The organism is Clostridium estertheticum (assembly GCF_026650985.1).
Classification (GTDB): Bacteria; Bacillota; Clostridia; order Clostridiales; family Clostridiaceae; genus Clostridium_AD; species Clostridium_AD estertheticum_C.
The window spans coordinates 2,347,033-2,368,778 of the sequence record NZ_CP086239.1; the positions used below are offsets into that span (position 1 = coordinate 2,347,033).

Genomic DNA, 21,746 nt, shown 5'->3' on the forward strand with positions numbered 1-21,746 from the left:
TCAACATCTTATTTATATACTCGTTTCGCTAGCAATTTTTTTATCTTGTTTCAACCAATTCTTACCTTCTACTAGTCTAGTAACAAGCATAGAACACACCGTGTTTCCTGTAGAATTAAGTAGCGTTGCTGGTGCATCTATAATGACGCTAACAACTGCAATAATTGGAAGCACTTCTGGGGGTAAACCATATACACTTAATATTAGCATTTCACCAATCATTCCACCACTAGGAATAGCACCCATAACCGCCCCTACTAGAAGTGAAACACCTATAATACCAAGTATCGAGCTAACACTAGTCATATCCTTACCAAATAACCCCATTAAAAGTGTGATTTTCATAACACCACCAAATACAGACCCATCCTTATGCATGTTTGCACCAAGTGGAATTACGGTCTCTGCAATATCATACGGCACACCAATTTTTTTTACAGTTTCTAAGTTAGCTGGTATACAAACCGCACTAGAGCAAGTTGCTAACGCTGTGACTGAAGGTGTAACAGCATTTTCCCAAAATATTCTTACACCATTTTTACCAGCTGCAACAAAAGCATACAGACTAAAAAATCCAAAATAATAAATTACAGAAATGATTAAATATAATACAAATATTTTTAAATATCCATTTAGAATTTGACCGCCAAGTTGGCCTACCATCGAAGCAAAATAACACCCTAAACCAATAGGTGCATAATACATTATGATTTTAACAACGTTCATCATTGTAATCGAACCGGCCTCAAGTAACCTCGCAAGCGATTTTGCTTTTTCTCCAGAAAGAGAAACTGAAATTCCAAAAATAATTGAAAATACAACAAGTTGTAACATATTCTTTCTTGAGAGTAAATCAACAAAATCTGAAACAGTAAATGTATTCACAAGTTGATCTAAAAATGAAACTTTTTCAATAGTTTGAGTTCCCACAGCACTCTTCATTATACTTTTAAACATATCTATATGAAGACCACTCGTTGGCTTCATAATAAGTGTAGCTATGGTTCCAATAATCGCCGCAATAAGTGCTGTAGATAAAAATACTAACACTATACTTCCCATAATTTTACCTAGTCTTTTCATTCCACTAATATTTGCCATAGCAGAGGAAACACTAAAAAATACTAATGGGACCAAAATCATAAACATTAGATTTATAAATAATTTTCCAAAAGGTTCTAATACAGAAGATTTTGGGCCCATTACGATCCCTATAATCCCTCCAAGTATAACTGACCCTAAAAGAATAATTGTTGATTTATAGCTTTTGAATAACTTCTTCATCTGTAACTCCCTCATATTAAATTTTAGTCTATATTATAATGGATTTCATATCTATTTTACATTAAAATTTATAAAATAGGGTTACTATTAAATAAATAATTGTGGGGAATTTAAATTTAGTTTTCTATTTACAACGTAACAATGTTATGTTACACTGCATATATTAGAAAAAATAGTATTATATATAATTAAAAGGAGATCGAATATGGACGAGGATTTAATAACAAAAAAAGAATTACTCGAGGTCACTAATGTTTCCTATGGACAGTTATATAGATGGAAAAGAAAGAACCTTATACCTGAAGAATGGTTTATAAAAAAATCCAGCTATACTGGTCAAGAAACCTACTTTCCAAGGTTAAAAATATTAGACAGGATAGAAAAGATTTTAAATATGAAGGATGGCATATCATTAGATGACCTGGCACAAATGTTTTCACCACAATTAGCAGATGTATTTTTAAGTGAAGATGATTTATTAACCAAGAACATTGTTACAAGGCAAACATTAACAACATATAAAAATATCTATGGAGAGATAAAAATATTTTCTTTTCAAAAAATCTTATATATTTTATTATTAGAAAAAAGCTTATTATCAGGGAATGTATCCATAGATGAAAGTAAACTTATGTTAGAGACTTTAGAAGAGAATTATACATTGTTGGATGGGAAAAATTGCGAGGTGATTATTATACGCAAATTTGGAATCACGTTATGTTTTTTAATAACAAAGCCAAATGAATTTTATATAGACAAGTATTCAAAAATAATATTAGGACTTAATATTTCATCGTGCATTGAAGAACTTAAAATTAAGATGTAACAATTCATTAATAAATTTAAGGAGGGATTTAACATGGAAAATATGAATAATAATTTAAAAATGTCAGGATCAGGAATCTCAGGTGGAGGAAAATATAATGATGTATTTATAAGCGGATCTGGGAAAATCACTGGTGATTTAGACTGTGTTTACTTTAAAACTAGTGGTTCCTCAAAAGTTATAGGTAACCTAAAAGCAGAAACTATAAAGATTAGTGGTTCTTCAAAAATTGAAGGTAATGTAGAAGTAAAAGACATTAAGATAAGTGGATCAACTCATGTCATAGGTAATCTTAAAAGTGAGAACGTAAGCATAAGCGGGTCAACTCATATAGACGGAAACCTATACGCACAAGAGGTTAATATATCAGGCTCAGTAATTGTAGGAAAAAATTGTGAAGCAGAATGTTTTAAGGCTAATGGTGGTTTTAAAATACAAGAATTATTAAATGCGGGACAAATAACTATTAGACTGGGTGGTAACTGTTTTGTTAAAGAAATTGGGGGCGAGCATATTGACATAAGAGTTAATCCTATGAACAACTCTATATTTAGAAAAGCAATTGACAAAATTTTCAATACCAAAGCTGAATTAACTACAGATCTAATAGAAGGAGATGATATCTATCTTCAAAACACAAATGTTAATATAGTAAGAGGAAATAATATTACAATAGGTACAGGTTGTAATATTGGTCTCATAGAGTATAAAGATGAGATTAATATTTCAGACTCCTCTATAGTTAAAGATCAAAAGAAGATATAAAAATAACTTAAAACATTTTTATATAAGACGCTTGCGTTAGCTACTTATATGGAAATGTTTTAAGTCATAATATTATTTTACAATTTTTTCACTTTTTTTATTGTCATTAATTTGTATCCTATAAGTCCTACTATTACGACTACCACAACAATATCTGCATAATGAAACCACGGCCTAATCATAACCCACTTTGCCCCCATGTAATAACCAGTATACCCAAGTAAAGTACTCCAAATTAATGAACCCAAAAATGTATATACTGTGAATTTTTTTAAATCCATATTACTTATCCCTGCTGGGAGTGAAATAAAAGTTCTTACTATAGGAAGTAACCTTGAATAAAATACAATTTTCTCTCCATATTTTTTAAAGTATAGATCACTTTTATCTAAACTTGATTTTGACAAATGCAAAAAAGATGCGTATTTCTCAACTAGAGGTCTTCCACCTAATTTTCCTAAATAATAAGCTAAGATTGAACCAAATGTTCCTCCAAGCGTTCCTAGAATTATTGTTGGAATTATGCTCAGCCTTCCTGTATAACTTAAATAACCTCCAAAAGGAAGTATAGCCTCACTAGGTATTGGAATACATGCGCTTTCAAGAGCCATAAATGCAAAAACCCCTAAATACCCCACTTTATCCATAACTAAAATTACCATGTTAATTAAACTTTCTACCATATTTTCCTCCCGTAAATTCAAAAACTTGTTACAAGTATAAATCTTTTGATAGTAATTATTTTAGCATCTATAGTTTTTCCTGTGTTTAATGCAAAGCGGAACTTCATATGCGAGCATAATAATCCATCCAGCAAGGCAGGCTAGGGCAACCCCTACAATACCATATTTAGGAGCCAATAAATATGTAAATGATACTCTTCCAACCATTTGTATAAATGTTGACCTTAATGTAACTTTTAAATCACCCATCCCCCTGAAATATCCTTGTATTCCGTTTGTCCAACTTGGAAGCAAATAGAAAAATGCCATCATTTCAAGATACGTTACTCCTAGTTCTACTACTTTCGAGTTCTTCTCTGGAACAAATAAATTCATTATATGTGGAGCTCCAAAGTATATTACCACTAGAAGCAAAAGCCAATATAAAGACTCAATCTTCATTCCATACCAGAAACCTTGCTTTATACGTTCATCTTTTTTAGCTCCTCTATTCTGAGCGAGAAAGGTAGTCATTCCGTTACTAATGCTTTGTTCTGGTGCAAAAGCAAAATCATCTACACGGTTTACCGCATTAAATGTAGCAATAGATTCTACGCCTAGAGGATTAACTGCTCCTTGAACAAATACTTTTCCAACATAAAGGCATGTCTGTTGCATAGCTGTAACCCAACTATAGTTAATTGTAATTTTAAGTAAAGCTCTATCTATAATAAGTTCTTTTCTTGAAAATCTAAGTATTGGGAATTTTCTATAAGCATATGAAATACAAAGAACACTCGCAATCACTTCTGCAGTAACCGTCGCTATTGCTGCTCCATTAACCCCCATATGCAAATACACTACAAAAATAATATCCATAACTACATTTAAAACTGAAGATATTATTAAAAATAATAATGGTGTTTTTGAATCTCCCATACTACGAAGCGTTGCCGCATAAACATTGTATAAGAAGGTAAATACTAATCCACAAAATATTATTCTTAAGTAACTTGTTGCATCTCCTAATATTTCAATTGGAGTATTTATCATTAGGAGAATTGGCCTAGTCAAAATAATGCAACTAATTATAATAATTACTGTAAAAATAAAACCAGCTATAAAAGTTGTAGATATTTCACGTTTAAGCTTTTTTTTATCGCCTTGTCCAAAATATTCACTCATTAAAACAGAAGCTCCCATACAAATTCCTATAATAAAAAACATTGCAATGTTCATAATAGGATTAGCCGTACCGACTGCCGCTAATGCATTTGTGCCAACATAACGACCCACTATAATAGAGTCTGCTGCATTATAACTAAGTTGAAAAAGGTTTCCAAGTATTAAAGGTATTGCAAACCCAACTAAATGTTTTGGTATATTTCCTTTCGTCATATCTGTTATCAATTTAAAAACACATCCAATCGCTAAATTAAATAATTTAAAAAGAGTCTTTTTTTGTGGCTATCTCAGCTTTTCTTTGAGAAAAGTACAACATTAACTCAGGTGTAATAATAAATATTTGATTATATGGATTTATAACAAATCCCTTTACCGTATTTATATTTTCTAAAACAATTCCATTTAAATCATCATATGTATATGCTAGCGTTTCCTGCTTATCCTTTGACCATTTACATAATTCATCATTATCTGTAAATGTAACTATATAAGATTCATTTTCTGTATTAGTTATAGTTTTAAAACTAACCGTTGTTCCTTCTGGAATTACCCCCTTTTCTACCTCGCCACTTATTATTACAGGTGTCATTAAATGTGATTTATTTATTTTCTCGATAAGATTAAGTTCATTCACCGCACTTTTCTCGCTTATAAATTTATCCATACTATCAACTAATTCTGGATTAGTTACTGGCTTATTTACTTTTATCATAAAACTCATCCTCCCCTTAACCAAATAATATCCATTATACTCTGTAACTCTCCAGATTAATATGTCTAATCACGAAACAAGTTTATATTACGAACTTATATAACAATCAAAATTCATTTTATTCTTTCATAAAACACATAATCTTTACATAAATAATTAGAAATGTTTCGATAATTATATGATAGAATATAAAATATAAGGTATTATATGGTGTGTACTTAATTATTTTGTAAATTATAGGTCTTAGTGCCTAGTAAATCGGGGGATGATACACTTGGCAAAAAAAATATATCTTGTTGAAGATGAAATAAGTTTAAATCTTTTACTTGAAAAATACTTGGAACGTGAAGGTTACGAAGTAACTACTTTTTCTACAGGTAATCCTGCAATAGCAAGAATTGAGGATATGCCTGATCTTTGGATATTAGATATAATGCTTCCAGATATTGATGGTTATGAAATTATTAAAGCCATTAAGTCTTTTAATAAAAATACTCCTGTTATTTTTATGTCTGCAAGAAATGAGGAACTTGATCGTGTGGTTGGCCTTGAGCTTGGTAGCGATGATTATTTGTCAAAACCATTTTTACCTAGAGAACTTATTATTAGAACTAATAAACTTTTAGAGAGAATTTCTGGCACAACTAAAGCAGATGTTACATCAATAAGTGATGACTTAAACATGGCAGGATATTGTATTAGCAAAAAACAAAGAACTGTTTTTATAGGAAGCGACGAGATTATTTTAACTAAAAAAGAATTTGAGCTACTATATTATTTTATTGAAAATAAAAATAATTTGATATCTAGAGAACAGATATTAGATAATGTATGGGGCGATGATTACTTTGGTTCAGATAGAGTTGTTGATGATGTTATAAGGCGCCTTAGAAAAAAAATAGATAAATTCACAATAGAAACAGTATATGGTTATGGATATAAATTGGTTTACAAATCATGAATATATTCAAATATAAATTTAAATCACTAACTATGAGAATATGGACAACCTTTACAGTAATAATACTTATAATAATTTTCAGTATTTCAATCTTTTACCTTGTCGCTTTTAAAACTATTACTGAAAAAGGTATAACTCAAGATTTAAAAGTATCTCATACTTATTTATTAAAAGCTAGTAATTTTACCCAGCCTAATAGATTTGAAGGGATGCGAAATCTTAAGTATAGCGATTATTACATTGTAACTGTGGATAAAAATAAAAAAGCTGAAATAGTAAATGTAAATAAAGCTCACGGGATGCCACCTGATTCTCCTGGTAATGTCAAATCTGATTTTAGAATTAATGAAAATAAAATTAAGCTATGGATGGCAAGTTACATTAAACCAGGTACCCTTTCTGAAAAACAATTTACTGGATCATACAACAATACTAAATTTATCTTCTTGATAAGCTCAATTAAATATGGGACCTCTGGAACATCATATTTAATAAGTTATGTGCCTGAAATACAAGATAGAGGCCTTTTGTATACAGTGCTTTGGATAGGATTACTATTTATAGCTATTGGATTTCTGTGTGCTAAACTGGTTGCAAATTATATTTCAAAACCGCTTAAGGAACTTGAGAATTATACCATCAGAATATCCCATAAAGATTGGGAAGAACCTATTAGAATTAAAAATGAGGACGAACTTGGAAGACTAGCAAACTCTATGAATATGATGCGAAAAGAATTAAAACGTGGTGATGAAGAAGAGAAACTGTTTCTACAAAGCATATCTCACGATTTAAAAACACCAATTATGGTAATTATGAGTCATGCCGAGGCAATAATTGATGGTGTATATGTGGAATCAGTGGAGCAAAATGCACAGATAATAAAGGATGAGGCTCTAAGGCTCGAAAAGAAAGTTAAACAAATGTTATATTTGAATACTCTTGATTATGTTTTAGAAAACAACTTTGAAAATATTGAAATTAATATGCAACGCTTACTTTACCATATTACAAATAGATTTGAAGTAGTTAATAGTAATATACAATGGGATTTAAACATTGGAGAAGCTATTATTACTGGGAATGCAGATAAAGTGCAAGTTTCTATTGAAAACATATTAGATAATAGCCTTAGATACGCTAAGGAGAAAATATGTGTAACACTAAAAAAAGAAGGTAACTTTGTTGTAGTTGAGATCTATAATGATGGCCCCAATATCCCTGAAGAACATCTGTGTCACATTTTTGACAATTTCTACAAAGATAAGACTGGTAAATTTGGACTTGGTCTTGCCATTTGTAAAAAAATTATAAATTATTATAATGGAGAGATAGAAGTTACAAATAGAGATGTCGGTGTTAGTTTTTCAATTAGGTATCCTCTGTAAATAAAAGCAATCAGCAGTCATGTTGATTGCTTTTACTTATGTAATTTATAATCACATAAAGCTCACATAATTATTTGATACTACTACTACAATTTATGATTATAATCTTATTTATAGAGAAGTAAGTAGTCCACTTAGAAATAATATACAAACTGTATTTGAAATAAAATGGGGGGATAAAAAATATACACTAAAACTAATTATGGAAAGGCCTATTTTACGGTCAAACCATTCTAAAAAGGAGCAAATTAAAATGAAAAAAATAAAACTTACTAAAGAAAAGATTTTACTGTCATTAATATTAATATTATCTGCAATCTTAAATTTTGCTAATCTAAACATAGAGGGTTATTCAAATCTATATTATGCTGCTGGTGTAAAAAGTATGACTATGAGTTTGAAAAATTTCTTTTTCGTGTCTTTTGACCCAGCAAGCTTTGTGACCATTGATAAACCGCCTCTAGGTTTTTGGCTTCAAGCTATTTCTGCTAAAATCTTTGGATATAGTGGTTGGAGTATTCTTCTTCCACAGGCTCTCGCAGGAGTAATCTCAGTTTTTGTAATATACAAAATTGTTAAGAGATCTTTTGGAACTCCAGCCGGTCTTCTCTCAGCATTATTTCTTGCAACAACCCCAATGTTTGTTGCAGTAAGTAGAAATAACACTTGCGATAACTTACTTGTTTTAACTCTTCTAATAGCATGCTGGTTTATTTCTATAGCTGCCGAGAAAGGGAAATTTAAATATCTTCTAATAAGCTTAGCGGTTGTAGGTGTTGGTTTTAACATAAAAATGCTTCAAGCTTATATGGCTGTTCCAGCTATATACTTAGTTTACCTCCTATCAAGTGCAATTTCTCTTAAGAAGAGGATAATTCATCTTATCTGTGGAACGCTTGTATTACTTGTTGTTTCATTCTCATGGGCAATAGTAGTAGATTTAATACCTGCTGCAAACAGACCTTATGTGGGAAGTAGTACAAATAACTCAGAACTAGAACTTATAATTGGACATAATGGACTTGAAAGACTTGGACTTGGAAGCAGTACTACTGGCGGCGGTGGTGGTATGGGTAAAGCTAAAACTCAAGTTAAAATAACCGAAGGAAGCAAGACAAGCACTACAGCTACTAGTAATTCTGCTACAAAATCTACCCGTTCAAGCGCTTCTAGTAATACAAATGCTCAAGGCGGAATGCAAGGTGGTATTCCCCCTACTGGAACTAGACCTAGTGGAATGCCAAGTGGTGGCAAAATGCCAACAGGTAGAAAATCAGGCGGTGGTGGCGGTAACAGCAGTATGGGTGGTAGCGCAGTATCAAGCGTTACAAGATTATTTGTTACTACTGGTATGTCTGATCAAATAATATGGTTATTCCCTATTGCAGTACTTGGATTCCTCGCAGCAATATTAAAAGAAAAATTCAAACCTGCTTTTAATAACAAGAGAAAACTAGATTTACTATTATGGACAATGTGGTTAATTCCTGAATTTATATATTTCAGTTTCACAACAGGTTTATTTCATCCTTATTACTTAACTATGCTCGCTGCACCAATTGCGGCACTCGCAGGAATCGGAATTGTTTCTATGTGGGAACTGCTTGCAGAAAGCGGATGGAAATCTTGGATCTTACCAGTAACACTTATTGTAGATGGAGCACTTCAGTTATTTGTTTTATCTTACTTCTACAGTACTTCTAGTATTACTAAGATTTTAATGATAGCTTTATCTATTTTATGTTTTGTATCTTCAATAATACTTATTATTCTTAAGTTAAAGAAAAATAATAATTTGAAGTTTTCGAAGATATTAGTAGGCACTGCTTTAATAGGACTACTAATAACCCCTACGGTTTGGTCTGCAACTACTTTATTTGGAGCTGAATCAGGAACATTCCCATCTGCAGGACTAAGTTTAATTTCTAGCAGTAAAAATGGGAATGCAGGCATGGGTTCTTTAAGTGATTCTAGTAATGATAAGTTAACGAAATTCTTACTGGCTAATAAAACAACTGAAAAATATATCCTTGTAACTTCATCTGCTAGCGGTATTGCATCAGATATAATAATTAAAACTGGTGAATCTGTAATGACTTGGGGCTTCTTTGGAACTGATAAAGCAATAACACTAGCTCAGTTTAAAGCACTAGTTAAAAGTGGCGGAGTTAGATATGTAATGATTGGAGGCCAAGGTGGCGGTGGTGGCTCAACTAGCGATATTATGACATGGGCTAAAAAAGCCGGCACACTAGTTGCAGAGAGTAAATGGAAAGATACTACAACTACTAAGGCAGCAACTGCAAAAACATCAAATTCAATGACTCAAAGATTTGGAGGTCAAACATCTGAGGCATTATATGATTTAAAAGGTGCTGATACTACAAAATAATATTAATTATAATTAACCTTATTTTAAAAAGCAGATTCTGTATGAAAACATATAGAATCTGCTTTTACTAAAAAATTTAAAGGAGCAAGAAAGATGAGGGTACATCAATGAAAATAAAAAAGAATTTATCAATCTTAGTCTTAGCACTTATAATAACTCTTTCGGGCATGATGGGAACCTTTGTATATGCATACAAATATACCACAAGCCATGCAACAAGTAGTAGTTCCCCTCAAGGTAGAAATGGTAAAATGCCACAAGGTAATTGGGGCAAAAAAGATGGTACAAGACCTCAAGGTGATTTTAAAAATAAAAGTGGTACTAAACCTAATGGAAATCCTCCAAGTGGAGATTCCCAAAAGTCAGTAAACTAAGTTCAGGAGGAGATTTATGGATAACAAGAAAGAATTTCTTAAAAAATTTCTTATATTAGCATGTATTATATGGCTTGCTTTAATTGTTAGAATTCATGGCCTGCCATTTACAAGCGGAGACTATACTGCCTTTGTAAGCCGTTGGTTTGATACTATAAAAACAGGTGGCGGCTTTAGCGCCTTAAAAAATTCACTGGGTGATTACTCCCCACCCTATCTATACTTATTAACACTAGGCACATATACAAGTATAAATAAGTTGTTTTATGTAAAAATGATATCTTTTGTTTTTGAAATAATGGCTGCTTTTTTCGTTATGAAAATTGTTAATGTTTTATATAGAAATGAAAAGGCTGGATACCTAGCTTTTGGACTTCTACTCTTCATTCCTACAGTTATATTTAATGGATCTGTATGGGCTCAATGCGACATAATATTTACTTCCTTTGTTATTGGTTCTATATATTATATATTACGTGAAAAGCCAATCACATCATTGATATTTTATGGAATTGCATTATCTTTTAAACTCCAAGCAATATTTTTACTACCATTGTTCGGTATCTTATTAATTAAGAATAAGATTAAAATATATCATTTACTGCTCTTACCTATGTCCTACTTGGCTCTAAGCATACCTAGTGTAATTGTGGGTAGACCCTTAAAAGATATTTTGCTTACTTATGTTAACCAGTCTAGTGAATATAAAAACTTAACATATAACGCGCCCTCAATATACCAATGGTTCACTAGTAATATCTTTAGCAATACAACCCTTATAGGTAATATTGGAATTGTATTTACACTTTTGGTTGTTCTTTTCATATTTTATGTAGGTATTAAATATATAAAAATCATTAAATATGAGAATATTATAGAATTATCCTTATTGTTTGTTATAATTATTCCATTTTTGTTACCAAGAATGCATGAGAGGTATTTCTTTATGGCAGACATAATTTCACTACTATATGCCTTTTGCTTCCCAAAGAAATTTTATATAGCCATACTAATGCCTTTTATTTCATTAGTATGTTATCTACCTTTTTTATATAACACATCAACTAATTTTATAATCATAGCTTCTGTAGTATTATTTATAGTTATAATCGATTTGCTTTACTCATTTAGAATTCATTTACTTAATGATCAAAGTAACTAAAAAACAACCAACAATTTGTTGGTTCAGACTGTTGACAAACATAAAATGTAAAACACTCTAATTTAAAATTGGAGTGTTTTTTTTCATATTCAAAAAGGATTTTACAACATCAATGTCGAATATATATAGTATACAAACTTTATAATTCGGAGGGTTTAGTTATGATTAATGAAAAGAACTTCACACAACAAAAATTAGAAATGGTATATTTAGAGGATTTAGTTCCTAAAGACCATATTCTCAGAAATATAGATAAATACATGGATTTCTCTTTCATAAGAGAATTGACTCAAAAATATTATTGTTTAGATAATGGAAGACCTGGCGTAGATCCTATTTTACTCTTCAAAATGCTGTTTATTGGATACCTATTTGGAATAAAATCTGAGCGACAACTTGTAAAGGAAATTGAAGTAAATGTAGCTTATAGATGGTTTTTAGGACTAAGCCTTACTGATGTTATTCCAGATCATTCAACAATTAGCCAAAATAGACGTAGACGATTTAAAGGAACTGACGTGTTCCAAAAAATATTTGACGAAGTCGTATTTAAGGCTATAAATCTTAAGATGGTAACTGGTAAAATACTTTACACAGATTCTACACACCTAAAAGCAAATGCTAATAAGCGAAAGCTTGTGAAAATTGAAGTTGAAAAAACACCTAAAGAATATGTAGCTGATCTTAATAAAGCTGTAGAGGAAGATAGAATAAATCACGGTAAAAGACCTTTGAAAGTGAAAGAACCTGTTACCATAATAAAAGAAATTAAAGTTAGCACAACTGACCCCGACAGCGGATATATGATGAGAGATGGCAAGCCGGAAGGCTTCTCCTATTTAGATCACAGAACTGTGGACAGTAAACACAATATAATTACTGATGTTTATGTTACTCCTGGAAATATAAATGATGTTGATCCTTATATCGATAGATTGGATGTGCAAATAAAAAAATTTAATTTTAATACAAAATATGTTGGTGCCGATGCTGGTTATGCTACAAATCTTATATGTAAAGAACTATTTGAGAGAGAATTAAAATCTGTAATGGGATATAGAAGGTCTCCACATACAAAAGGAATGTACACTAAAAATAAATTTCAATATGTTAAAGAGAAGGACATATATGTTTGCCCTGACTTAAGGGCTTTGCATTATAAAACGACAACTAGAGATGGATATAAAGAGTATGTTGGGAATGCAAAAGATTGCAAAGAATGCCCAAATAGAACTCAATGTTTTTCTGATAAAAGTAAGGTTAAAACTGTTAGAAGACATGTTTGGGAAATGTATAAAGAAGATGTTGTAAAGTTTACCAAAACGGATAAGGGTAGAAATATATATAGAAGAAGGAAAGAAACTATAGAGCGAAGCTTCGCAGATTCTAAACAACTGCATGGGCTTCGCTATTGCCATATGCGCGGATTAGAAAATGTGCAAGAGCAGTGTCTGCTTACAGCAGCAGTGCAAAATATGAAAAAGATAGCTAGCCTACTATCTTCCATGTTTTTTTATTTTATAACTAAAAACCTGTTGCATGTTACTAATTTATCTATAAATCAAAATGCTATCGCATAATTGCATATAAAAACCCAGTACAATAAAAAATTATACTGGGTTTGTAAACAACCTGAACCAACAATTTGTTGGTTGTTTTTTCTTTTTTAGAATAAGTGTAATGTATTACGAGCAATGCTATGTCACCGCTAATTATTTATAATCATATAATGAAATGTATTATAACTAATTGTTTAATTGGAGGTTTTTACATGAGTAATAAATATAAAATTTGTGTATATGCAATCTGTAAAAACGAGGAAAAATTTGTTGATCGTTGGATGGATCATGTCGAAAACGCTGACATTGTTGTAGTTGTAGATACAGGCTCTACCGATGATACAATTAACAAGCTAAAAGAAAGAGGTGCTATTGTTTATTCGCTTATTGCTACTCCATTTCGATTTGATTACTCAAGAAATGAATGTTTAAAATTTATTCCAGGTGATATAGATATTTGTGTATCCTCTGATCTTGATGATGTTATAGAGGATGGTTGGAGAGATTGTCTAGAAAATTCATGGAATAAAGAAACCACAAGAGGTTCATATCTGTATAATTGGAGCTTTAATGCAGATGGCTCACCAGCCGTACAATATACCTGGTCAAGAATTCATGCAAGACACGGATATAAATGGATATATCCAACACATGAAATTTTAGAATATATAGGTGATAAAGAGGAAAAAGAAGTCTATATTAAAGGCCTGGTGTACAATCATTATCCAGACGTATCAAAAAACAGAAGTTTAAATCTTCCATTATTAAAATTGGCTATGGAAGAAAACCCTAACAGTAGTAGAAATCTATATTATCTTGGCCGCGAATATATGTTTGAAGGTAGCTGGGACGATTGTATTTCAACCTTAAAAAAGTATTTAGCACTACCAACATCAAATTGGGAAGATGAAAGATCATCTTCCATGAGATTTATTGGAAAATCATATTGTGAAAAGGGAGATTTTTTAAATAGTAAAAAATGGTTCCACAAGGCAATAAGTGAATCTATTTTATCGAGGGAGCCATATATAGACCTGTCTTTACTAGCTTACAGAGAGGCGGATTGGTCTAGTGTTTATTATTATGCAACTGAGGCATTAAAAATCAAGGAAAAATCATTTACATTTGCTAACGATGCAAATGCTTGGGACTATACTCCTTATGATTTGGCAGCATTAGGATGCTATAATTTAAATATGATAGATAAGGCAATAGAATTCTCAGAGCTTGCGGTTAAGCTTGCGCCTAATGATGAAAGGTTATTAAACAATCATAAAATATATTTAGAAAGTTTATAAATATATTTATTTCACTTATATTATATAAAAATATAGATTATAATCTAATCTATATTTTTTAATATATATGTTTAACACAAAACAAAGTATCTGCATACTATATAAAGAAAGTACAAGCTTTAAATAAAAAGTACAAGCATTCTAAATAAAAGAAAATACAAGCATTTTAAATAAATAGAGTATTAATAATAAGGAAGGTGTATATATTGAGTAAAAATAAAGAAGATGAAACTTATGACTATTTTATTAAAGAAAAAAAACATTCTGATGACAAACACAATTGCTGTGACAAACACGATGGCTGTGACAAACACAAATGTTGCGACCCTTGCGATCCTTGCCATCCCGATTGTGTGAAATGTATAGTTGGACCAACTGGACCTACTGGCCCAACTGGACCTACTGGCCCTACTGGACGAACTGGCCCTACTGGTCCTACTGGTCCTACTGGTGAAACTGGTCCTACTGGACGAACTGGTCCTACTGGTGCTACTGGTCCTACTGGTCCTACTGGCCCAACCGGTCCTACTGGATCTACTGGTCCTACTGGCCCTACTGGCCCTACTGGCCCAACCGGTCCTACTGGACCTACTGGTCCTACTGGTCCAACCGGCCCTACTGGTGCTACTGGTCCTACTGGCCCAACAGGTCCTACTGGCCCTACTGGCCCAACCGGCCCTACTGGTCCTACTGGCCCTACTGGCCCAACCGGCCCTACTGGTGCTACTGGTCCTACTGGTGCTACTGGTCCTACTGGCCCAACCGGTCCTACTGGCGCTACTGGCCCTACTGGTGCTACTGGTCCTACTGGCCCAACAGGTCCTACTGGATCTACTGGTGCTACTGGTCCTACTGGTGCAACCGGTGCTACTGGCGCTACTGGTTCAACTGGAGCTACTGGTCCAAGTTTTAATTCCTATGCAAATGGTGTCATCACAACAAATAGATTATCGATTCCAGTTGGAGGCACTATTATTTATGATAATGTAGCTATTGTTGGACCTGATTTAAGTTATAATCCAGCAACAGGTGTATTTACAGTTAATACAACAGGTGTATATGTAATCGACTGGAAAATCGCTGTTACTCCAAATCCTGGAACAGTTTCTATAGAGATTGATTTAGTATCATCCCTACGTGGTATCGTTGCCGGTATATCTGTTACAGCAACAAATCCATTAATAACTGGCTCTAATAGGATTTATGCAGCAACAGCGGGAGAAACTTTCAGATTTGTTAACAATTCAGGTGGGCCTATTAGTATAGTATTGGTAGGTCTAGTTGGACCTATTGGAACCGTATCTATTTTCAGAATTGTTTAACAATATTAGCTTGATTTTAACAAATATCAAATTACCTCATTAGCTTAATTGGCTGCCTATCATAGGCAGCCTTTTTATTTAAGAATAAACAATACTTATATGAATTATCACATAAAGTTCACATATTGATTTGATACTGATGCTACAATTTCCCCTTATACTTTTAATTATAGAGAAACGTTGAAAATTAATTAAAAAAATTGATTTGAAGGGAATGATAGTAATGAGTAATGGCATTATTTATTCAGTAGTAGTACCTTTGTATAATGAAGAACTAGTTATAGATGAGAGTTACAAAAGATTAAAATCTGTTATGGATAGTACTAAAGGAAAATATGAAATTTTATTTGTTAATGATGGAAGCCGCGATGCAACAAGAAATAAAACAGAAAACATATGTAGGGCAGATAAAAATATAAAGCTTATAAATTTTTCAAGAAATTTTGGACATCAAGCTGCTATAACTGCTGGAATGAATCAGGCAATAGGTGATGCTGTTATTGTAATAGATGCCGATCTTCAAGATCCTCCTGAAGCTATAATCGACATGATATCAAAGTGGAAGGAAGGTTACGATGTAGTATATGGCAAAAGAGTCAAAAGAGTTGGCGAAACCTTTTTCAAGAAATTTACATCTACTGCCTACTACAGATTACTAAAAAGCATGACGAGTATAGATATTCCAGTTGATACTGGAGATTTTAGACTTATCGACAGAAAAGTATGCGATGCTCTAAACTCAATGCCAGAAAAGAACAGATATATAAGAGGTTTAGTTAGCTGGATTGGTTATAAACAAACATTTGTAGAATTTGTACGTAAAGAAAGATTTGCTGGTGAAACAAAATATTCTCTAAAAAAAATGTTTACATTAGCTTTTGATGGAATAACTTCCTTTTCTTATAAGCCATTAATATTTGCTGGCTACTTTGGAGCATTTACTGGATTAATAGGCACTATTTTATTAATTGGTACTATTGTAACCTCAATGATTAATAAAAACGCTATATTAAACTTAGGATTAATTCTTTCAATTAGCTTAATGATGTTCGGCCTAATGTTTTGTTTTATGGCTATTATGGGACAATATATTGCAAGAATTTCTGAGGAGAGTAAAAATAGACCTTTATATATAGTAGCAAACACTGTAAGCTATAATGAACTTAAAAATAGTGTAACTTTTAAAGGAAATAGATCACCTGAAATATACGATTTAAAAATCACTTCAAAAGGTGAAGCAATAGGTAATTAGATAGACCTCATATTTACAAAAATCCTCCTGTAAATGATATATCATTTACAGGAGGATTTTTTTAATTTAATACTAATTAAATGATTCTATTCTTATTATACTTTCCACATTATTTACGCTATCTAATTGTATTATTTTATTAAGTGAATTTCTTATGTTCTTTTCTTCACTTTTATGTGTTATAAATGCAAGTGAGGAATGATCACCACGCTCTACATCTTGAGTAATTGATACAATGCTAACATTATTTTCTCCAAATATATTTGCTGTATCTCCTAAAACCCCTGCCTTATCCTTAAAATCGAGTCTGATATAAAATTCAGATTCATTTTCCCTAGCTTTCTTCACTTCCTTAAATTCAACCACGCATGCTGTCTCTGTTAGGTCAACTGGCTTTGTATTATTTCGAAGTATTGATATTATATCCCCTACAACTGCACTTCCTGTTGGCAGATCCCCTGCTCCTTTTCCGTACAGCATTAACTCTCCAACTGCATTACCTTTTATCATAATTGAGTTATAAACATCATTTACATTTGCCATAGGATGAGTTGATGGAATTAGGGTTGGATGTACTCTTAGCTCTAACTTGTTATCTATCTCCTTTGCTATTGCTAAAAGTTTTATAGTATAGCCAAATTTTTTAGCATACTCTATATCTACAGCACTTATATTTCTTATTCCTTCTCTATAAATACAATCATGATTCACTTCTGTTCCAAAGGCTAGTGAAGACATTATGGCAAGCTTATATACAGCATCATAACCATCAACATCAGACGTCGGATCAGCTTCCGCATAGCCCTTATCTTGAGCCTCTTTTAATGCCTCATCGAAACTACTCCCATCTAAAGTCATTTTGCTTAATATATAATTAGTTGTTCCATTTATAATTCCTACAATCTGCTCAATCCTATTTGCTGTGAGGCTCTCATTAATTTCACGTATTATTGGGATTCCACCAGCTACGCTTGCCTCATAATAAAATAATATATTTTCTGCGTCAGCTATTTTAAATAATTCCTTGCTACAGTTTGCAATTACTAATTTATTAGCAGTTACAATATGTTTTTTTGCTTTCATTGCACGTATCATATAGTCCTTAGCCTCGCTACTTCCACCAATAAGTTCAACAACTATCTTTATACTCTCATCGTTAATAATATCATCAATATTATCTGTTAATATTCCAGGGTCTACTTCAATATCTCTCTTTTTATTTATATCTTTTACAAGTATTTTGGCAACTTCTATTTCATAATTTGAACGTTTCATAATTTCTTTTTTATTTTCATGCAATATTTTCCATACACCCGTACCTACATTACCAAAACCTAAAATCGCTATTTTAACCTTTTCCATGTTGAATTCTCCTTTCCTAAACCCTTATATAAAGCACCATTAATCACTGTACTTTTTTGATTTATTATAATATTGAAAATCTCCTTCTGAAATATTGTTAAATATTAAGAATCTTTTCAATTTGTTTTTGCATTTCATTTTTTTCACAAACAGTTTTATGAAGTATAGGTCTTGTTTCTAAATCCTTTATACCCACTGGAATATCACCTTTTGTTAATTTACTAAGTTCTTTTATTAATTGGAAATCATTTAAACCAAAGTATTTTGCATCTATTGATTTCATAACATCAGGCGTAAATTTATATGGACTTGCTGTAGACACGATAACTGTCTTTGTAGTATCCTTCGTTTCTTCTAAATATTTTTTATAAACCGCATAAGAGACTGCAGTATGAGTATCAATTACATAATTAGTAGTTTTATAAACCTCAGTTATAGCTTTTGCTGTATCCTCTTCGCTTGCATAACCTCCGAAGAAGTCCTTTAACTCTTCTTTCATATTATCATCAATCTCATATTTACCATCTTTTTTAAGCTTGTCCATAAGTTCTTTTATCTTTGATGTATTTTCCCCACTAATAGCATATAAAAGTCTTTCAAGGTTGCTTGAAATTAATATATCCATTGAAGGAGACATTGTAATTACAAAATCACGTACCCTATCGTATGTACCTGTATTTATAAAATCAAATAAAACTTTATTTTCATTTGAAGCACAAATTAGTTTTTTAATTGGAAGTCCCATTTTCTTTGCATAATATCCTGCTAATATGTTACCGAAATTTCCAGTAGGAACACAGAAATTTATCTCTTCCCCTGCTTTTATGTCCCCCTTGTTACAAAGCTGAGTATACGCATAAAAATAATAGACAACCTGAGGGATTAACCTTCCTATATTTATTGAATTAGCTGATGAGAACATTTTATTATTATCATCTAATCTCTTAATAAGGCTATCATCTGTAAGCATCTGCTTAACGCCATTTTGAGCGTCATCAAAATTTCCCTCAATTCCTATGACAAAGGTATTATCCCCTGATTGCGTTAGCATCTGTCTCTTTTGAATTTCGCTAACACCCTCTTGTGGGAAAAATACTATTATTTTTGTACCATCTACATTTGCAAAACCCTCAAGTGCTGCTTTACCTGTATCTCCAGATGTTGCAGTAAGAATAACCATTTCTTTATTTATGTTTAATTTTTTCACTGCGTTTTTTAATAAATAAGGTAATATTGATAAAGCCATATCCTTAAATGCTAAAGTTGGTCCATGATATAATTCTAAAAAATAATTTTCTCCATGTTTTACTAGTGGTGCAATAACTGGTGTATCAAATTTTTTATCATATGCCTTGTCTATAGACTCTAATAAATCTTTTTCATCATAATCAGTTAAAAATTCCTTCATTATAGTAAATGCTAATTTTTTATAATCCATTCCTTTTAATTCTTCAAGGCTTGCAGTAAGTTTTGGTATTGATGTTGGTACAAAAAGACCACCATCTTCACTAAGACCTCTTGCAATAGCTTCTGCTGATTTCACTAGTTTTTCATTTCCACGTGTACTCTTATAATATATTTGCTTCATAATATTATTCCTCCCACTTCATCTTTTATAGATTACATTTATAACTTTTATATTAGTTGCTCTTATTTTTCGCCTTTTATAAAATAGTCCATTAACTTATATCCTTCTGGAAAATACAAACCTGTCTCTTTCGCCGTAAATTCATTATAAGTGTCATTCCCATTTTCTTTTTCATCATTGCTCTGGTATATTAAAAATGGTACAGGATCACTTGTATGTGTCCTAAGAGATAGAGGCGTTGGATGATCTGGAAGTATTATCATTTTATAATCTTCACCTAATTTCTCCATCTCATCTTTAATAACCTGTACTATCTGGTTATCTATAAACTCTATAGCTTTATATTTATTTTCTATTTCACATCTATGTCCACATTCATCAGGAGCCTCAATATGAACATAAACAAAATCATTGCCCTTTTTCAATTCTTCAAGAGCTGCTTTTGCTTTACCTTTAAAGTTAGTATGAATATTTCCAGTGGCACCTTCTACCTCAATAATATCCATTCCTGCACACATTCCAATTCCTTTTACTAAATCAACTGCAGAAATTACTGAACCTTTTAAATTATATTTTTTATAAAAACTAGATAAGAGTGGTTTTTTTCCTTCTCCCCAAATCCATATTGAGTTGGCTGGTTTAAGTCCTCTTGCGACCCTCTCTTTATTTATATCGTGATTCAATAAAAATTTATTACTTTTCTTTGTCATTGAATCGAATATCTCGCTACCTATCCCATTCGGCATATAGTCTTTTACCTTTTGACCTAGTATATCGTGAGGTGGTGTAAGTGTCCATGAGTAAGGACCCTTGTCCCATATTATTAAATGCCTATAACTAATCCCTGGATAAAACTTAATAGACTCAGTCTCTAAATACTCACTTAAATCTTTTATTAATACCCTTGCCTCCTCAGTTGTAATCTCATCCGAACTATGATCAAGCATGATCTTTTCCTCATATGGCTCGCCTTCCGATACTGTTACCAAATTACATCTAAATGTAACATCTGTATCTAACATTGGCACCCCCATACTTGCTGCCTCAAAAGGTGAACGACCACTATAATACACAGCTGTATCATATCCAAAAACAGTCATATTTGCTGTATCGCTTCCTGCTGGCATACCACTTGGTACAGTTTTAACTAAGCCTTGCAAACCATGCTTTGCCATATAGTCCATAGCAGGCGTCTTTGCATATTGAAGAGGTGTTTTATTATCTAGTTCCTTAACTGGATAATCTGCCATTCCATCACCGAGTACTACGATATACTTCATATTAACACTCCTTTATTGTTTATTGTATAAATCTTTTTAATTATTCAAATTTTCTAATAATTTTTTTTATTTTTGATCCTATTAAAAAAACTGCCTTCAAGTAAGAAAGCAGTTTTCTGTATTACTACAAGTAAAAAACTGATTTCTTATTATTCAGAACTATGTTCTGCAGGAATTGACACCGTTACATCAAAAAAATGTCGGTTGTCGGGTTTCATAGGGCCAGTCCCTCCACCTCTCTAAATAAGAAATTTATTAAATTATTTTTTTTATTGTAACTCATACAGATATAAATGTCAATGCAGACCTAGGCCTATTTAATGTAATTAATAAATATAATATTTGCAATTATTGTATTTATACCTTATTCTAGT

18 protein-coding genes and 1 riboswitch are annotated in these 21,746 nt (G+C 31.9%); of the genes, 11 read left to right on the plus strand and 7 right to left on the minus strand.

Annotated elements, in window-relative coordinates:
• Window positions 1-12: 12 nt before the first annotated feature.
• A complete protein-coding gene (locus tag LL038_RS11330; protein WP_216125062.1) occupies window positions 13-1,284 on the minus strand; it encodes a dicarboxylate/amino acid:cation symporter in 1,272 nt (423 codons plus the stop codon).
• Between the two features lie 205 nt (window positions 1,285-1,489).
• Between LL038_RS11330 and LL038_RS11335 the strand changes: the two genes are divergently transcribed.
• Both LL038_RS11335 and LL038_RS11340 read left to right on the plus strand, forming a co-directional pair.
• Window positions 1,490-2,110 (plus strand): YhbD family protein, encoded by a 621-nt coding sequence (locus LL038_RS11335; protein WP_216125061.1) that lies wholly within the window; start codon window positions 1,490-1,492, stop codon window positions 2,108-2,110.
• A 33-nt stretch (window positions 2,111-2,143) separates the two neighbouring features.
• Complete coding sequence (locus LL038_RS11340; RefSeq protein WP_152751358.1) at window positions 2,144-2,875, plus strand: polymer-forming cytoskeletal protein; 732 nt, start codon at window positions 2,144-2,146, stop codon at window positions 2,873-2,875.
• A 77-nt stretch (window positions 2,876-2,952) separates the two neighbouring features.
• On the opposite strand, the gene LL038_RS11345 is transcribed toward LL038_RS11340, so the two are convergent.
• Genes LL038_RS11345 through LL038_RS11355 form a run of 3 tightly spaced genes read right to left on the minus strand, consistent with a single transcriptional unit; the run spans window position 2,953 to window position 5,434 of the window.
• Window positions 2,953-3,558 carry a DedA family protein gene (locus tag LL038_RS11345; protein ID WP_216125060.1) on the minus strand — a complete coding sequence of 202 codons (606 nt, stop codon included), beginning with the start codon at window positions 3,556-3,558 and terminating at the stop codon, window positions 2,953-2,955.
• Between the two features lie 60 nt (window positions 3,559-3,618).
• Window positions 3,619-4,947 carry an MATE family efflux transporter gene (locus LL038_RS11350; protein WP_216125059.1) on the minus strand — a complete coding sequence of 443 codons (1,329 nt, stop codon included), beginning with the start codon at window positions 4,945-4,947 and terminating at the stop codon, window positions 3,619-3,621.
• A 34-nt stretch (window positions 4,948-4,981) separates the two neighbouring features.
• Window positions 4,982-5,434: an SseB family protein gene (locus LL038_RS11355; RefSeq protein ID WP_216125058.1), complete on the minus strand. Its 453-nt coding sequence runs from the start codon at window positions 5,432-5,434 to the stop codon at window positions 4,982-4,984.
• A gap of 274 nt (window positions 5,435-5,708) precedes the next feature.
• Between LL038_RS11355 and LL038_RS11360 the strand changes: the two genes are divergently transcribed.
• The 9 genes from LL038_RS11360 to LL038_RS11400 all read left to right on the plus strand — a co-directional run bounded on the left by LL038_RS11360 (window position 5,709) and on the right by LL038_RS11400 (window position 17,142).
• Complete coding sequence (locus tag LL038_RS11360; protein ID WP_216125056.1) at window positions 5,709-6,395, plus strand: response regulator transcription factor; 687 nt, start codon at window positions 5,709-5,711, stop codon at window positions 6,393-6,395.
• Entirely contained in the window at window positions 6,392-7,783 is a 1,392-nt protein-coding gene (locus tag LL038_RS11365) for a sensor histidine kinase (RefSeq protein ID WP_216125054.1), read from the plus strand. The genes LL038_RS11360 and LL038_RS11365 overlap by 4 nt, the downstream gene beginning before the upstream one ends.
• Window positions 7,784-8,036: 253 nt before the next feature.
• Entirely contained in the window at window positions 8,037-10,175 is a 2,139-nt protein-coding gene (locus LL038_RS11370) for a glycosyltransferase family 39 protein (RefSeq protein WP_216125053.1), read from the plus strand.
• A 107-nt stretch (window positions 10,176-10,282) separates the two neighbouring features.
• On the plus strand, window positions 10,283-10,549 hold the full coding sequence (locus LL038_RS11375; RefSeq protein WP_216125052.1) for a hypothetical protein: 267 nt from the start codon (window positions 10,283-10,285) through the stop codon (window positions 10,547-10,549).
• A gap of 16 nt (window positions 10,550-10,565) precedes the next feature.
• Complete coding sequence (locus tag LL038_RS11380; protein ID WP_216125051.1) at window positions 10,566-11,711, plus strand: hypothetical protein; 1,146 nt, start codon at window positions 10,566-10,568, stop codon at window positions 11,709-11,711.
• Window positions 11,712-11,872: 161 nt separating this feature from the next.
• Window positions 11,873-13,291, plus strand: a complete 1,419-nt coding sequence (locus tag LL038_RS11385; protein ID WP_253200382.1) for an IS1182 family transposase — start codon at window positions 11,873-11,875, stop codon at window positions 13,289-13,291.
• A gap of 191 nt (window positions 13,292-13,482) precedes the next feature.
• On the plus strand, window positions 13,483-14,568 hold the full coding sequence (locus LL038_RS11390) for a tetratricopeptide repeat-containing glycosyltransferase (RefSeq protein WP_216120516.1): 1,086 nt from the start codon (window positions 13,483-13,485) through the stop codon (window positions 14,566-14,568).
• Between the two features lie 206 nt (window positions 14,569-14,774).
• On the plus strand, window positions 14,775-15,890 hold the full coding sequence (locus LL038_RS25690) for a hypothetical protein (protein ID WP_418921888.1): 1,116 nt from the start codon (window positions 14,775-14,777) through the stop codon (window positions 15,888-15,890).
• Window positions 15,891-16,113: 223 nt separating this feature from the next.
• The gene (locus LL038_RS11400) at window positions 16,114-17,142 is read left to right on the plus strand and encodes a glycosyltransferase family 2 protein (RefSeq protein WP_216120514.1); all 1,029 of its coding nucleotides are present in this window, start codon (window positions 16,114-16,116) and stop codon (window positions 17,140-17,142) included.
• Window positions 17,143-17,214: 72 nt separating this feature from the next.
• Here LL038_RS11400 and LL038_RS11405 read toward each other — a convergent pair whose 3' ends face one another.
• The 3 genes from LL038_RS11405 to LL038_RS11415 all read right to left on the minus strand — a co-directional run bounded on the left by LL038_RS11405 (window position 17,215) and on the right by LL038_RS11415 (window position 21,372).
• The gene (locus tag LL038_RS11405; RefSeq protein WP_216120512.1) at window positions 17,215-18,504 is read right to left on the minus strand and encodes a homoserine dehydrogenase; all 1,290 of its coding nucleotides are present in this window, start codon (window positions 18,502-18,504) and stop codon (window positions 17,215-17,217) included.
• Between the two features lie 97 nt (window positions 18,505-18,601).
• On the minus strand, window positions 18,602-20,092 hold the full coding sequence (gene thrC / locus LL038_RS11410; protein WP_216120510.1) for a threonine synthase: 1,491 nt from the start codon (window positions 20,090-20,092) through the stop codon (window positions 18,602-18,604).
• 62 nt (window positions 20,093-20,154) lie between these two features.
• On the minus strand, window positions 20,155-21,372 hold the full coding sequence (locus LL038_RS11415) for a cofactor-independent phosphoglycerate mutase (protein WP_216120508.1): 1,218 nt from the start codon (window positions 21,370-21,372) through the stop codon (window positions 20,155-20,157).
• Between the two features lie 143 nt (window positions 21,373-21,515).
• A riboswitch (SAM riboswitch) is annotated at window positions 21,516-21,622 on the minus strand.
• Between the last annotated feature and the right edge of the window lie 124 nt (window positions 21,623-21,746).

What these genes read in the sequence shown, in the direction of transcription:
- LL038_RS11405 (WP_216120512.1), bottom strand. Translation starts at nt 18,504, where the DNA reads ATGGAAAAGGTTAAAATAGCGATTTTAGGTTTTGGTAATGTAGGTACG.
- LL038_RS11365 (WP_216125054.1), top strand. Translation starts at nt 6,392, where the DNA reads ATGAATATATTCAAATATAAATTTAAATCACTAACTATGAGAATATGG.
- LL038_RS11335 (WP_216125061.1), top strand. Translation starts at nt 1,490, where the DNA reads ATGGACGAGGATTTAATAACAAAAAAAGAATTACTCGAGGTCACTAAT.
- LL038_RS11400 (WP_216120514.1), top strand. Translation starts at nt 16,114, where the DNA reads ATGAGTAATGGCATTATTTATTCAGTAGTAGTACCTTTGTATAATGAA.
- LL038_RS11385 (WP_253200382.1), top strand. Translation starts at nt 11,873, where the DNA reads ATGATTAATGAAAAGAACTTCACACAACAAAAATTAGAAATGGTATAT.
- LL038_RS11330 (WP_216125062.1), bottom strand. Translation starts at nt 1,284, where the DNA reads ATGAAGAAGTTATTCAAAAGCTATAAATCAACAATTATTCTTTTAGGG.
- thrC (WP_216120510.1), bottom strand. Translation starts at nt 20,092, where the DNA reads ATGAAGCAAATATATTATAAGAGTACACGTGGAAATGAAAAACTAGTG.
- LL038_RS11345 (WP_216125060.1), bottom strand. Translation starts at nt 3,558, where the DNA reads ATGGTAGAAAGTTTAATTAACATGGTAATTTTAGTTATGGATAAAGTG.
- LL038_RS11415 (WP_216120508.1), bottom strand. Translation starts at nt 21,372, where the DNA reads ATGAAGTATATCGTAGTACTCGGTGATGGAATGGCAGATTATCCAGTT.
- LL038_RS11355 (WP_216125058.1), bottom strand. Translation starts at nt 5,434, where the DNA reads ATGATAAAAGTAAATAAGCCAGTAACTAATCCAGAATTAGTTGATAGT.
- LL038_RS11380 (WP_216125051.1), top strand. Translation starts at nt 10,566, where the DNA reads ATGGATAACAAGAAAGAATTTCTTAAAAAATTTCTTATATTAGCATGT.
- LL038_RS11370 (WP_216125053.1), top strand. Translation starts at nt 8,037, where the DNA reads ATGAAAAAAATAAAACTTACTAAAGAAAAGATTTTACTGTCATTAATA.
- LL038_RS11375 (WP_216125052.1), top strand. Translation starts at nt 10,283, where the DNA reads ATGAAAATAAAAAAGAATTTATCAATCTTAGTCTTAGCACTTATAATA.
- LL038_RS11340 (WP_152751358.1), top strand. Translation starts at nt 2,144, where the DNA reads ATGGAAAATATGAATAATAATTTAAAAATGTCAGGATCAGGAATCTCA.
- LL038_RS11390 (WP_216120516.1), top strand. Translation starts at nt 13,483, where the DNA reads ATGAGTAATAAATATAAAATTTGTGTATATGCAATCTGTAAAAACGAG.